Below are 13,595 nucleotides of genomic sequence, written 5' to 3' on the forward strand. Positions count from 1 at the left end.
CCGTCGGGGTACGCTAGATAGCTGCCCCCTGCCCGCTTCACGAAAGTCGCGTGATGACCGAGTCGGTCTTCCCTCAGCTTGAGGCCCTGCTTCCGCACGTGCAGAAGCCCATCCAGTACGTCGGCGGTGAACTCAACTCCACGGTGAAGCCGTGGGAGAGCTGCGACGTCCGCTGGGCGCTCATGTACCCGGACGCATACGAAGTCGGGCTGCCCAACCAGGGCGTCATGATCCTGTACGAGGTGCTCAACGAGCGCGAAGGCGTCCTCGCCGAGCGCACCTACAGCGTCTGGCCGGACCTCGAAGAACTGATGCGCGAGCACAAGGTGCCCCAGTTCACCGTGGACAGCCACCGCCCCGTCTCCGCCTTCGACGTGTTCGGCCTGTCCTTCTCCACGGAGCTGGGCTACACGAACATGCTCACGGCCCTGGACCTGGCGGGCATCCCGCTGGAGGCCAGGAACCGCACGGTGGACCACCCGATCGTCCTCGCGGGCGGCCACGCGGCCTTCAACCCGGAGCCGATCGCGGAGTTCATCGACTGCGCGGTCATCGGCGACGGCGAGCAGGCCGTCCTCGACATGACCGAGATCATCCGCACCTGGAAGGCCGAGGGGCGGCCCGGCGGCCGCGAAGAGGTCCTCCTGCGTCTCGCCAAGACCGGCAACGTCTACGTGCCGGGCTTCTACGACGTGGAGTACCTGCCGGACGGCCGCATCGGCCGTGTCGTGCCCAACCGCTCCGGCGTGCCGTGGCGCGTGTCCAAGCACACCGTCATGGACCTCGACGAGTGGCCCTACCCCAAGCAGCCCCTGGTCCCGCTCGCCGAGACCGTCCACGAGCGCATGTCGGTGGAGATCTTCCGCGGCTGCACCCGCGGCTGCCGTTTCTGCCAGGCCGGCATGATCACGCGCCCCGTGCGGGAGCGAAGCATCACCGGCATCGGCGAGATGGTGGAGAAGGGCCTGAAGGCCACGGGCTTCGAAGAGGTCGGCCTCCTCTCCCTCTCCTCGGCCGACCACACCGAGATCGCCGACATCGCCAAGGGCCTCGCCGACCGCTACGCGGACGACAAGGTGGGCCTGTCCCTGCCGTCGACCCGCGTGGACGCGTTCAACGTGGACCTGGCCAACGAGCTGACCCGCAACGGTCGCCGCTCCGGCCTGACCTTCGCCCCCGAGGGCGGCTCCGAGCGCATGCGCAAGGTCATCAACAAGATGGTCTCGGAAGAGGACCTGATCCGGACCGTCTCCACCGCGTACGGCAACGGCTGGCGCCAGGTGAAGCTGTACTTCATGTGCGGCCTGCCCACCGAGACCGACGAGGACGTGCTCCAGATCGGCGACATGGCGGTCAACGTCATCGCCAAGGGGCGCGAGGTCTCCGGCCAGAACGACATCCGCTGCACGGTGTCCATCGGCGGATTCGTCCCCAAGCCGCACACCCCGTTCCAGTGGGCGCCGCAGCTGTCGGCAGAGGAGACGGACGCCCGCCTGGGCAAGCTCCGCGACAAGATCCGCGGCGACAAGAAGTACGGCCGCTCCATCGGCTTCCGCTACCACGACGGCAAGCCGGGCATCGTCGAGGGCCTGCTCTCGCGCGGTGACCGCCGCATCGGCGACGTCATCCGCGCCGTGTACGAGTCGGGCGGCCGCTTCGACGGCTGGCGCGAGCACTTCAGCTACGACCGCTGGATGGAGGCGGCCGAGAAGACCCTGCCCGCCTACGGCGTGGACGTGGCCTGGTACACGACCCGCGAGCGCACCTACGAGGAGGTCCTGCCCTGGGACCACCTGGACTCCGGTCTCGACAAGGACTGGCTCTGGGAGGACTGGCAGGACGCCCTCGACGAGACCGAGGTCGACGACTGCCGCTGGACCCCGTGCTTCGATTGTGGCGTGTGTCCTCAGATGCAGACGGAGATCCAGATCGGCCCGACCGGCAAGAAGCTGCTGCCGCTGTCCGTCGTGAAGTAACCCTTGGGTCACGAGAGGCCCCCGCCCGCAACGGGTGGGGGCCTCCGTCGTGTCCTCGACTGCATGGAAACGGACAAGCGGCCTCCCGCCGGCGGCGGCGACGGGTGCCTGGTGGGCGTCATCAGGATCCCCGTGAAGATCGTCGCGGTACTCGTCGTACTGCCCGTACGGGTGGTCTGGGAGCTGCTGGTCGCCGGGGCCCGGGCCGTGCACCGGCACGTCCTCGGGCCGCTGTACGTCCACGTCGTCGAGCCGCTGCTGCGTGCGCTGGGGTGGCTGCTGACCACCCTGCTCAAGCTGGTCCTCGTCTGGCCGTGGGTCGGACTGTGGCGGTATGTGATCACCCCGGTCGGCCGGGGCTTGGCGTGGCTGGGGCGCGGTGCGTACGCGTACCTGCTCGCGCCGGCCGGGCGGATCCTGATGACCTACCTCCTGCGTCCCCTCGGCGCGGCACTGGCCTGGATCGGCCGAGGAGGGCTGCGGTACCTGCTCGCCCCGCTCGCCCAGGGCGTCACCTGGATCCTGTGGGCCCTGGCCATGACGCTGTTCGTGTGGCCGTGGGTCGCGCTGTGGCGCTACGTGCTCGCGCCCGTCGGCCGCGGCGTCGCCTGGCTGGCCGCGGCGGTTCACCGGTACGTGCTGACCCCGGTCGGGCACGGCTTCGTGTGGCTCGTGGCCGCGGTGTTCCGCCACCTGCTGCGGCCGGTGGGGCTGGGCCTCGCCTGGCTGGTGACCGTGCTGTACCGGTATCTGCTGCGGCCCCTCGGGACCTACGTCCTGCGGCCGATCGGGCAGGTCCTGGCATGGGCCTGGCACGTGGCCGGGCGGATCCTCGCCGCCCTGTGGCGCGGGCTCACGTGGGTCGGGTGGGTGCTGGTCGGGTGGCCCGCGTCCCGGGTGTACCGGTACGTGCTGACCCCCGCCGGGCACGCCGTCCGCGAGGTCTGGCGGACCGGCCGCGCTGCGGTCCGTGAGGCGCGGGCCACGGTACGCCGCGCGCTCTTCGGTACTCCTCCCGTGGAACCGACGAGGTCACGGGCGCGTACTCTGGGTAGTACGACAGCCGCAGGCAACACGCCCGCTCCCGAGATCTCCCTCCACGAACGGCAGGGGTGAGCCGGAGGCAGGGCGACGCCCGCCGGCCCCACAGACGCTCAGGGCGACGCGCGAGCCGCGGAGCCCCGCACAAGGAGAAGAACCACTGGGCAAGCGACAGCCCGAAGGCCCGCCTCCCGCACCGGTGGTGCAGCGCATCCGACTGCGCTACACCAAGCGCGGCCGCCTCCGGTTCACCAGTCACCGTGACTTCCAGCGCGCCTTCGAGCGGGCCCTGCGCCGCGCCGAGGTGCCGATGGCGTACTCGGCCGGTTTCACCCCGCACCCGCGCGTCTCGTACGCGAACGCCGCGCCGACCGGCACCGGCAGCGAGGCCGAGTACCTGGAGATCGCCCTCGCCGAGTCCCGCGACCCCGAGAAGCTCCGTGAGCTGCTCGACGAGTCGATGCCGACCGGACTCGACATCATCGACGCAGTCGAGGCCCGCACCTCGGGCCTCGCGGACCGGCTGACCGCCTCCGTGTGGGAGCTGCGCCTGGACGGCGTGGAGCTCGCGGAGGCCGAGCGGGCCGTGACGGCCTTCCTCGCCGCCGAGAACGTGGAGGTGCAGCGTCGGACCAAGAACGGAATGCGGACCTTCGACACGCGTGGTGCGGTCGTGAGCCTCGAAGCGCTTCCCGCCCCGGCTGATAGGCCGCTGGACAGTGCCTGTGCGATACTGCGCCTGGTTGTTCGGCATCTGACACCTGCCGTGCGACCCGACGACGTCCTGTCCGGTCTCCGAGCTGTGGCCGACCTGGCGCCGCCGGTCCCCTCAGCGGTGACCAGGCTGGCGCAGGGGCTCTTCGACGAGGAGTCCGGCACGGTGACCGACCCGCTCGCGCCCGACCGCGAGGCTGACACGGCCGCTCCACCCACGGCCGCCGTAGCGGCCGACGCGAAGGCGCCGGAAGGTCCCGCCGCGTAAGGAACGCCGTCGTCGCGCAGCCCTGGTACTCGGGAGCCACCTGGGTCGGGCCGCGCACTGACCTGAAGACTTCCGCCAGGCCGTACGGACAACACGTACGGAACCGGCGGCCATGGACTACAGCTCCCGTGTGGCGAACGCGCCCCGGAGGCCGGCTCCGCGCTCATTACGCGGAGCCGTGCCGGACCGGAAGTCAGCCGCGGCGCCCGGGAGCGTGACGGGAGAACCGCCCGCAATGCCCAACAACGAAAACGACACCAATCCTGCTGGTAGCGCCGACAGCGGCAGCCCCAGCGACAACCTGCCGCCGCGCCGTCGCCGCCGTGCCGCCTCCCGGCCCGCCGGCCCGCCCGGTGGCGTCGTCGCCGAGACGACCCCGGTGACCGAGGCCGCCCCGGCCGCCCCCGCCGAAGAGGCCGCTCCGGCCGCCGCCCCCGCTCGTCCCCGCCGCCGCGCGACCCGCGCCGTGGCCGCCCCGGTGACCCCGGCCGCCGAGGCCGTCGTGGTCGACACCCCGGCCGCCGAGCCCGTCGCCGCCCCCGCGGCCGCCGTCGCCGAGGAGCCCGCCGCTCCCGCCCCGCGGACCCGCCGCCGCGCCACCCGCGCCGTGGCCGCCCCGGAGACCCCCGCCGCCGTGGTCGAGGCCGCGCCCGTGGTCGAGGAGGAGGCTCCGGCCGCTCCGGCCCCGCGTGCCCGTCGTCGTGCCACCCGCGCTGTCGCCGCGCCGGCCGCCGAGGCCGCCGCCGTGGTGGAGGCTCCGGCCGCCGCCGAGGCCGCGCCCGTGGTCGAGGAGGAGGCTCCGGCCGCTCCGGCCCCGCGTGCCCGTCGCCGTGCCACCCGCGCCGTGACCGCCCCGGCCGCGCCGGCCGCCGAGGCCGCCGCCGTCGTCGAGACCCCCGCCGCCGTGGCCGAGGCCGCGCCCGTGGTCGAGGAGGAGGCTCCCGCCGCTCCCGCTCCGCGTGCCCGTCGCCGTGCCACCCGCGCCGTGACCGCCCCGGCCGCCCAGGCCGCCGAGGCCGTGGTCGAGACCCCCGCCGCCGAGCCCGCGCCCGTCGTGGAGGAGGCCCCCAAGGCCCCCCGCGCGGTGACCGTCGCCGACGCCGTGGACTCGCCCAAGCGTGGCGGCCGCCGCCGCGCCACCCGCTCCGCCGCCCCGGCCGCCGCCGCGCAGCCCGTCGTCGAGAGCGCCGAGCCCGCCGCCCCGGCCCGTGCCCGCCGTGCCGCGCGTCCCGCCGTGGCCGTCTTCCAGGCCCCGGTCTTCGCCGAGCCGATGTTCCAGACCCCCGAGACCGCGGCCATGGCCGCCGCCGCGGCGCGCGCCGCCGAAGAGGTCGAGGAGGAGGAGACCGAGGTCGAGGCCGAGGTCACCACCGCCCCCGTCGCGCAGCCCACCGGCCGCCGCCGGCGCCGTGGACGCGGCGCCGCCGAGTCCGCCCCGGTCTCGCTGCCCGAGGTGCTCGCGGAGGAGGAGCCGGAGGCCGAGGCCGCCGAGCTCGACGAGGAGTCCGCCGAGTTCGAGGACGGCGACGAGTCGGGCGAGCGCCCGTCGCGCCGTCGTCGTCGTGGTGGCCGTCGCCGTCGTCGCGGTGAGTCCGCCGACCTCGACGAGTCCGCCGAGGACGAGGCCGAGCCCGCCGAGCAGGACGCCGCCGAGCGGGACACCGAGGAGGAAGAGGACGAGGAGTCCGACGAGGCCCTCGGCTCCAGCTCCAGCCGTCGTCGCCGTCGCCGGCGCCGTCGTAGCGGCGAGGGTGCCGCCGAGACGACCGAAGCGGGCGACGAGGACGGTGTGCGGACCGTCGTCAAGGTCCGCGAGCCGCGTCCGGCGCGCGAGAAGACCGAGTCCTCCGACGAGGTCCAGTCCATCAAGGGCTCGACCCGCCTGGAGGCGAAGAAGCAGCGGCGCCGCGAGGGCCGCGAGCAGGGTCGCCGCCGCGTCCCGATCATCACCGAGGCCGAGTTCCTGGCCCGCCGCGAGGCCGTCGAGCGCGTCATGGTCGTCCGCCAGGCCGGCGAGCGCACCCAGATCGGCGTCCTTGAGGACAACGTGCTCGTCGAGCACTACGTCAACAAGGAAGAAGCCACCTCGTACGTCGGCAACGTCTACCTGGGCAAGGTCCAGAACGTGCTGCCGTCGATGGAGGCCGCCTTCATCGACATCGGCAAGGGCCGCAACGCCGTCCTGTACGCCGGTGAGGTCAACTTCGAGGCGCTCGGCATGGCCAACGGGCCGCGCCGCATCGAGTCCGCCCTCAAGTCCGGCCAGTCGGTCCTGGTGCAGGTCACCAAGGACCCGATCGGCCACAAGGGCGCCCGCCTGACCAGCCAGGTCTCGCTGCCCGGCCGCTACCTGGTCTACGTGCCCGAGGGCTCGATGACCGGCATCAGCCGCAAGCTGCCCGACACCGAGCGCGCGCGTCTGAAGACCATCCTCAAGAAGATCGTCCCCGAGGACGCGGGCGTCATCGTGCGCACCGCCGCCGAGGGCGCGAGCGAGGACGAGCTGCGCCGTGACGTCGAGCGTCTGCAGGCCCAGTGGGAGGACATCCAGAAGAAGTCGAAGCAGATCTCGACGTCTTCGCCGAGCCTGCTGTACGGCGAGCCGGACATGACCGTCCGCGTCGTGCGCGACATCTTCAACGAGGACTTCTCGAAGGTCATCGTCAGCGGTGACGGTGCCTGGGAGACCATCCACGGCTACGTGAACCACGTGGCCCCGGACCTGGCCGACCGGCTGTCCCGCTGGACCTCCGAGGTCGACGTCTTCGCGACGTACCGGATCGACGAGCAGCTCGCCAAGGCGCTCGACCGCAAGGTGTGGCTGCCCTCGGGCGGCTCGCTTGTGATCGACAAGACCGAGGCGATGATCGTCATCGACGTCAACACCGGCAAGTTCACCGGTCAGGGCGGCAACCTTGAGGAGACCGTCACCAGGAACAACCTGGAGGCGGCCGAGGAGATCGTGCGCCAGCTGCGGCTGCGCGACCTGGGCGGCATCGTCGTCATCGACTTCATCGACATGGTCCTGGAGTCCAACCGCGACCTGGTCCTGCGGCGCATGCTGGAGTGCCTGGGCCGCGACCGTACGAAGCACCAGGTGGCCGAGGTCACCTCGCTGGGCCTGGTCCAGATGACCCGTAAGCGGGTGGGCCAGGGTCTGCTGGAGTCCTTCTCCGAGACCTGCGTCCACTGCAACGGCCGCGGTGTCATCGTCCACATGGAGACCCCGACCGTGATCGGCGGCGGTGGCAACGGCAAGCGCTCCAAGCGCCGCGGTGGCCGCACCGAGTTCGACCAGCACGACCACGAGGTCGAGACGGTCGAGTCCGCCGACATGGGGGCCTTCGAGACCGAGGCGGAGGTGGCTGCCGAGGCCGCCGCGCCGCGGGCGCTGCCCGAGCCGGAGTTCGTCGCGGACGAGGAGCTCTACAGCAGCCCGGCCGAGGCCGAGGCCGCCGCGGGCATCAGCGGCCGCCGTAACCGGCGCCGTGCCACCCGTAAGGCCACCGCTCCGGCGGGCGCCCCGCGCGGTGCGGCAGCTCCGGTCCGGGCCCCGGCCCCCGTGGTCGTGGACGAGCCGGTGACCGAGGCTGCCGAGACGGTGCTGGAGCCGGCTCCGGAGTTCGTCGCCGAGGCCGCCGCTGTGGCCGAGGTCGCCGAGGTCGCTCCGGTCGTCGAGCCGGTCGAGGAGGCCGCGCCGAAGGGCCGTACCCGTCGCCGTGCGACCCGTAAGGCCACCGCCCCGGCGGGTGCCCCGGCCCCCGCGGTCGAGGTGGCCCCGGAGCCGGTCGTCGTGCCGGAGCCGGAGCCCGTCGTCGAGCCCGAGCCCGTCGCCGTCGCCGAGGTCGAGGAGGCCCCGGTCGTGGAGGCCGCTCCGGCCCGTCCGCGTCGCCGTGCCACCCGTAAGGCCACCGCACCCGCCGGTTCCCCGGCCGGCGCGGCAGAGGCCGCCGTGGTGGTCGTCGAGGCCCCCGTGACGGAGGCCCCGGCGCCGGTCGAGGAGGCCGCACCGGTGGTCGAGGAGGCCGCACCGGCCAAGAAGGCCGCCAAGAAGGCTCCGGCCAAGAAGGCGACCGCGGCGAAGAAGGCCCCGGCCAAGAAGGCGGCGGCCGCCAAGAAGACCGTGGCCAAGAAGGCGGCCACGACCAAGAAGACCGCGACGAAGCGGGCGACGAAGAAGACCGCGGCGGCGGAGCAGCAGACGCTCCCGTCCGTCTCGGCTCCGACCGAAGCCTGATCCATCGCCGAGTGACACGCGTTCGTGGGCCCCGCCGAGCGGCGGGGCCCACGGCCGTACGGGCCCGGTTTGACCCTCCGGAACCGGCCCCGTAACCTAGACCGTCGGCATGCTTGGGCGAATGCGTCCAGTGCGTGCCGCGCTCCTGAGCACCTTCCTCACGTTCCGTACGCGCAAGCGTCGGGCGCGAGAGGCCGCTCGTCCAATCCGGATCCGTGCGGTTCCGCCTTCGAGGCGGGGCTTGCCTGAGCGGCTGGCTTCAGGAGCATCCGTCCCGAGTGAGAGAGAGATCCGCGTGTACGCCATCGTGCGCAGCGGTGGTCGCCAGCACAAGGTTGCTGTCGGCGACATCGTTGAGGTTGACAAGATTTCCACTGCCAAGGTTGGCGACACGGTCGAGCTCTCGACCCTGCTCGTTGTCGACGGCGACGCCGTGACCAGCGACCCGTGGGTCCTGGCCGGTATCAAGGTCACGGCTGAGATCGTGGACCACCACAAGGGCGCCAAGATCGACATCCTGCGCTACAAGAACAAGACCGGCTACCGCCGTCGCCAGGGTCACCGCCAGCAGTACACGGCGATCAAGGTCACCGGTATCCCCGCGGCTGCGAAGTAAGAGGGACTGAGACATGGCACACAAGAAGGGCGCATCGTCCACCCGGAACGGGCGCGACTCCAATGCCCAGCGGCTCGGCGTGAAGCGCTTCGGCGGTCAGGTCGTTTCCGCCGGCGAGATCCTCGTCCGCCAGCGCGGCACCCACTTCCACCCGGGTTCGGGTGTCGGTCGTGGTGGCGACGACACGCTGTTCGCGCTGCAGGCCGGTGCGGTCCAGTTCGGCACGCACCGTGGCCGCAAGGTCGTCAACATCGTTCCGGCCGCCTGATCCAGCTTCGGCTGATCGAGCGTTCGTAACTTCCCGAGGGCGGATCTCAGCTCTTTCCGGCGCAAGCCGGGAAGAGAGGTCCGCCCTCGGCGCGTTGTCACTTAGACACGTTTAATGGGCGGCAAGGCCTGCCCGGGACATTCCCGTATGTATCTGGAGGAACACCCATGACCACCTTCGTGGACCGCGTCGAGCTGCATGTCGCCGCGGGTAACGGGGGCCACGGCTGCGCCTCCGTTCACCGGGAGAAGTTCAAGCCGCTGGGCGGCCCCGACGGCGGCAACGGCGGCCGTGGCGGCGACGTCATCCTGGTGGTGGAGCAGGCGATCACCACCCTGCTGGACTACCACCACAGCCCCCACCGCAAGGCCACCAACGGCAAGCCCGGCGAGGGCGGCAACCGCTCCGGCAAGGACGGCCAGGACCTCGTCCTGCCCGTGCCGGACGGCACCGTCGTCCTCGACAAGGAGGGCAACGTCCTCGCCGACCTCGTCGGTCAGGGCACCACCTACGTGGCCGCCGAGGGCGGTCGCGGCGGTCTCGGCAACGCCGCGCTCTCCTCCGCCCGCCGCAAGGCCCCCGGCTTCGCGCTCCTCGGCGTCCCCGGCACGACCGGTGACATCGTCCTGGAGCTCAAGACCGTCGCCGACGTGGCGCTGGTCGGCTTCCCGAGCGCCGGCAAGTCCTCGCTGATCTCGGTGCTCTCCTCGGCCAAGCCGAAGATCGCGGACTACCCCTTCACCACTCTCGTCCCGAACCTGGGCGTCGTCACGGCCGGCTCGACCGTCTACACGATCGCCGACGTCCCCGGCCTGATCCCCGGCGCCAGCCAGGGCCGTGGCCTCGGCCTGGAGTTCCTGCGTCACGTCGAGCGCTGCTCGGTGCTGGTGCACGTCCTGGACACCGCCACGCTGGAGTCGGACCGCGACCCGATCGCCGACCTCGACGTCATCGAGGAGGAGCTCAAGCTCTACGGCGGCGGTCTGGAGAAGCGTCCGCGCCTCGTCGTCCTCAACAAGGTCGACATCCCGGACGGCCAGGAGCTCGCCGACATGGTCCGCCCGGACCTGGAGGCCCGCGGCTACAAGGTGTTCGAGGTCTCCGCGGTCGCCCGTACCGGCCTGAAGGAGCTCTCCTTCTTCCTCGCCGAGGTCATCGCCAAGGCGCGTGCCCGCAAGCCGAAGGAGGAGGCGACCCGTATCGTCATCCGCCCGAAGGCCGTGGACGACGCCGGCTTCACCGTCACCTACGACGAGGTCGAGGACGTCTACAACGTGCGCGGCGAGAAGCCGGAGCGCTGGGTCCGCCAGACCGACTTCAACAACGACGAGGCCGTCGGCTACCTGGCCGACCGCCTCAACCGCCTCGGTGTCGAGGAGGCGCTCAAGAAGGCCGGCGCCCGCGCCGGTGACGGCGTGGCCATCGGCTCCGACGAGAACGCGGTCGTCTTCGACTGGGAGCCGACCGTCATGGCCGGCGCCGAGATGCTGGGCCGCCGCGGCGAGGACCACCGTCTGGACGCCCCGCGTCCGGCCACCACCCGCCGCAAGGACAAGGAAGCCCAGCGCGGGGACTCGGCGCAGAAGGAATACGACGAATTCAAGCCGTTCTGAGCCCCTCCCGAGGGACTTGTGCCCGGAAGGTTTGAAGGCGCCTTTATGTGGGTCGCCTAGGATCTTCCGGGTGAACAGCAGCAACCTCCCCACGGTTTCCGTCGTGGTCATCGCGTACAACGACGCCGGGCTCGTGGGCGAGGCCGTTTCCTCGGCCCTCGCCCAGGGCCCGGTGGTCACCGAGGTCATCGCGGTGAACGACGCCTCGTCCGACGGCACCGCGCGGGTGCTGGACGAGCTGGCCGCCGTCCACCCCCGCCTCAAGGTCGTCCACCGGACGGAGAACAGCGGGGGGTGCGGTACCCCGCGCAACGACGGGATCGCGGCTGCTTCCGGCCGCTACGTCCTCTTCCTCGACAGCGACGACATCCTGCCGCCGGGAGCCGCCGACGCCCTGGTGCGCACCGCCGAGGAGCACGAGGCCCCGGTCACCGTCGGGGCGGCGGTACGACGCGAGCTGCCCCTGCACCACGACGTCCCGTGGATGCCCGGACTGCACACCCCGGGCGAGGTGATCGAGCGGCCGGTGGACCGGCCCGAGCTCGTCCGCGACACCCTCTGCGTCAACAAGCTGTACGCCCGCGCCTTCCTCCAGGAACACGGTCTGCGCTTCCCCGACGGCCGGTTCATCTACGAGGACTTCGTCTTCACCGCCCGCGTGCTCGCCGCGGCCCCCCGCATCGCCGTCACCGGCGACCTCGTCTACGTGTGGCACGTGCGCCGCAGCGCCGCCCAGGTGTCGATCTCCCTGGACCGCAAGGACGTGGGGAACTGGCGCTCCCGCATCGAGGCCCACCGGACGGCCGCCCGGATCCTCGCCGAGGCCTCCCCGGTGCTGGGCAGTGCCTGCCGGGTGAAGTTCCTGGAGTACGACCTGCGCATGTACCTGCGCGAGCTCGGCCGGGACCCCGAGTACCAGGCCGCCTGGTGGACCCTGACCCGCGAGTACGTCGACACCTTCCCCGAGGCCGACATCGAGGCCGCCGCAGCCCACGCCCGCTGGATCGTCTCGCTGCTGCGCGCCACCGTCACCCCGCCCGCCGACGTCGAGCGCCTCACCCGGCTGGCCGCCGAACCGCCGCGGCTGCTGCCCCCGTACGCGACCGGTACCACCGGAGCTCCGGTGTGGAGCGAGGAACTGCCGGTCGAGCTGGTCGGGCTGACCGGGCTGCCGGTCGGCGAGCTGCCCGTCACCGTCGACGCCGAACCGGCCGGCCGCGCCGCCGTCCGGATCCGGGTGCACGACCTGTACGGGCGCCTCGCCGAGGCCGGACCGGTCACGGCGCAGCTGAGCTTCGTCCCCCGTGCGGGCGGCGCGGCGGTCCTCGCGCAGCCGGTCGAGCTGCACCCGGATGCCGGCGGAGGCTGGGGCGCGGTCCTGCCGTTCCGTCTCGCCGATCTCGCCGTCACGGGCCGCCGCCAGGGGCTGCGCAGGATGCAGGCGTGGAACGTGGGGGTGGGCGTGCGGTGTGCCGACGGGAGCTCGGTCCTCACCTCCTTGCGCCCCCGGGGCCGACTGCTTCGCCGTCGGGCCCTGCCCAGCAGCCGGTACGGTGTTCTGCTGGCGCAGCCCTACCGGACCGGGGCCGGTGCCCTCGCGCTGCGCCTCGCGCCGGGCGCCGAGGGCGCGCTGTACCTCGTACGCAACCGTCTCGACCGGGCCCGGGCGGCCCGTGGGGCGGACTGAGGCCAGAGGCGGGCGCCCGGTCGGAGACCCTCACCCGCCGCACTCTTCATCCCGAAGTCGGACAGGACCAAGGAGAGAACATGACGTTTCTGATCACCGGTGGCGCCGGATACATCGGCGCGCACGTCGTCCGCGCGATGCGGCTCGCGGGGGAGGAGGTCGTCGTCTTCGACGACCTCTCCACGGGTGACGAGAACCGCGTACCGGAGGGCGTCCCGTTGGTGGTCGGTTCCGTCCTGGACCGGCTGGACCTGGAGAAGGTCATCCGTGCGCACAAGATCACCGGCGTGGTGCACCTCGCGGGCAAGAAGCAGGTCGGCGAGTCCGTCGAGAAGCCGATGTACTACTACCAGGAGAACGTGCAGGGCCTTTCCGTCCTGCTCCAGGCCGTGGCCGACGCGGGCATCCGGAACTTCCTCTTCTCCTCCTCCGCCTCCGTCTACGGCATGCCCGACGTGGACCTGGTCACCGAGGACACCCCGTGCAAGCCGCTGAGCCCCTACGGCGAGACCAAGCTGGCCGGGGAGTGGCTCGTGCGGGCCGCGGGCAAGGCGCACGGCATCTCCACCGCCTGCCTGCGCTACTTCAACGTGGCGGGCGCCGCGGTCCCCGAGCTCGCCGACACCGGCGTCTTCAACCTGGTCCCGATGGTCTTCGAGCGCTACGACGCCGGCCAGGGCGCCAAGATCTTCGGTGACGACTACCCGACCCCGGACGGCACCTGCATCCGCGACTACATCCACGTGGAGGACCTCGCCGAGGCGCACGTGGCGGCGGCGCGCAAGCTCGCCGAGTGGGGCGCGGCCGGCGAGTACAAGGACCTCACCGTCAACATCGGGCGCGGCGAAGGCGTTTCCGTCGCCGAGATGGTCGAGCTGCTGAACAAGAACACCGGGCACGACATCGCCCCCGTGATCAGCCCGCGCCGCCCCGGTGACCCGGCGAAGGTCGTGGCCTCGGCCGACCGGATCACCAGCGAGCTGGGCTGGAAGGCCCGGCACGACGTCCGCGAGATGGTCACCTCGGCCTGGGCGGGCTGGGAGGCGAACAAGGTGGCCCGCAAGGACGCCCACCGGGACGTCCACCAGGCCTGACCGGTCGCGTTCGAGCCGGATCGACCGCGTGTGGAGCAGCCCGCCCCGGACATGTCCGGGGCGGGCTGCTCCACACGCGCG

General features: G+C 72.1%; 9 protein-coding genes. All 9 read left to right on the plus strand.

All coding sequences use genetic code 11. The features are described 5' to 3' along the window. Nucleotides 1–50 precede the first annotated feature (50 nt). The 9 genes from ACWG52_RS24695 to galE all read left to right on the plus strand — a co-directional run bounded on the left by ACWG52_RS24695 (nucleotide 51) and on the right by galE (nucleotide 13,514). Complete coding sequence (locus ACWG52_RS24695) at nucleotides 51–1,976, plus strand: TIGR03960 family B12-binding radical SAM protein (RefSeq protein ID WP_389811737.1); 1,926 nt, start codon at nucleotides 51–53, stop codon at nucleotides 1,974–1,976. 63 nt (nucleotides 1,977–2,039) lie between these two features. Then, nucleotides 2,040–3,092 (plus strand): hypothetical protein, encoded by a 1,053-nt coding sequence (locus tag ACWG52_RS24700; protein ID WP_453125940.1) that lies wholly within the window; start codon nucleotides 2,040–2,042, stop codon nucleotides 3,090–3,092. Nucleotides 3,093–3,219: 127 nt separating this feature from the next. Continuing rightward, nucleotides 3,220–3,999 carry a TIGR03936 family radical SAM-associated protein gene (locus ACWG52_RS24705; protein WP_033224038.1) on the plus strand — a complete coding sequence of 260 codons (780 nt, stop codon included), beginning with the start codon at nucleotides 3,220–3,222 and terminating at the stop codon, nucleotides 3,997–3,999. Between the two features lie 235 nt (nucleotides 4,000–4,234). After that, the gene (locus tag ACWG52_RS24710; RefSeq protein WP_453125941.1) at nucleotides 4,235–8,236 is read left to right on the plus strand and encodes an Rne/Rng family ribonuclease; all 4,002 of its coding nucleotides are present in this window, start codon (nucleotides 4,235–4,237) and stop codon (nucleotides 8,234–8,236) included. 295 nt (nucleotides 8,237–8,531) lie between these two features. Then, nucleotides 8,532–8,852, plus strand: coding sequence for a 50S ribosomal protein L21 (gene rplU / locus ACWG52_RS24715; protein ID WP_030715748.1), 321 nt, complete (start codon nucleotides 8,532–8,534; stop codon nucleotides 8,850–8,852). A gap of 13 nt (nucleotides 8,853–8,865) precedes the next feature. Continuing rightward, a complete protein-coding gene (gene rpmA / locus ACWG52_RS24720) occupies nucleotides 8,866–9,120 on the plus strand; it encodes a 50S ribosomal protein L27 (RefSeq protein ID WP_030027134.1) in 255 nt (84 codons plus the stop codon). Nucleotides 9,121–9,287: 167 nt separating this feature from the next. Then, nucleotides 9,288–10,733 carry a GTPase ObgE gene (gene obgE / locus ACWG52_RS24725; RefSeq protein WP_030715744.1) on the plus strand — a complete coding sequence of 482 codons (1,446 nt, stop codon included), beginning with the start codon at nucleotides 9,288–9,290 and terminating at the stop codon, nucleotides 10,731–10,733. Nucleotides 10,734–10,803: 70 nt separating this feature from the next. Then, complete coding sequence (locus ACWG52_RS24730; protein ID WP_453125944.1) at nucleotides 10,804–12,420, plus strand: glycosyltransferase family 2 protein; 1,617 nt, start codon at nucleotides 10,804–10,806, stop codon at nucleotides 12,418–12,420. A gap of 80 nt (nucleotides 12,421–12,500) precedes the next feature. Then, a complete protein-coding gene (gene galE, locus ACWG52_RS24735; RefSeq protein ID WP_389811749.1) occupies nucleotides 12,501–13,514 on the plus strand; it encodes a UDP-glucose 4-epimerase GalE in 1,014 nt (337 codons plus the stop codon). Nucleotides 13,515–13,595 lie beyond the last annotated feature (81 nt).

It is taken from the genome of Streptomyces sp. CLCI03 (assembly GCF_053615355.1).

Bases quoted from the DNA above. Each gene is read 5' to 3' on its own strand.
- ACWG52_RS24700 (WP_453125940.1), top strand. From the start codon at position 2,040: ATGGAAACGGACAAGCGGCCTCCCGCCGGCGGCGGCGACGGGTGCCTG.
- ACWG52_RS24710 (WP_453125941.1), top strand. From the start codon at position 4,235: ATGCCCAACAACGAAAACGACACCAATCCTGCTGGTAGCGCCGACAGC.
- rpmA (WP_030027134.1), top strand. From the start codon at position 8,866: ATGGCACACAAGAAGGGCGCATCGTCCACCCGGAACGGGCGCGACTCC.
- obgE (WP_030715744.1), top strand. From the start codon at position 9,288: ATGACCACCTTCGTGGACCGCGTCGAGCTGCATGTCGCCGCGGGTAAC.
- galE (WP_389811749.1), top strand. From the start codon at position 12,501: ATGACGTTTCTGATCACCGGTGGCGCCGGATACATCGGCGCGCACGTC.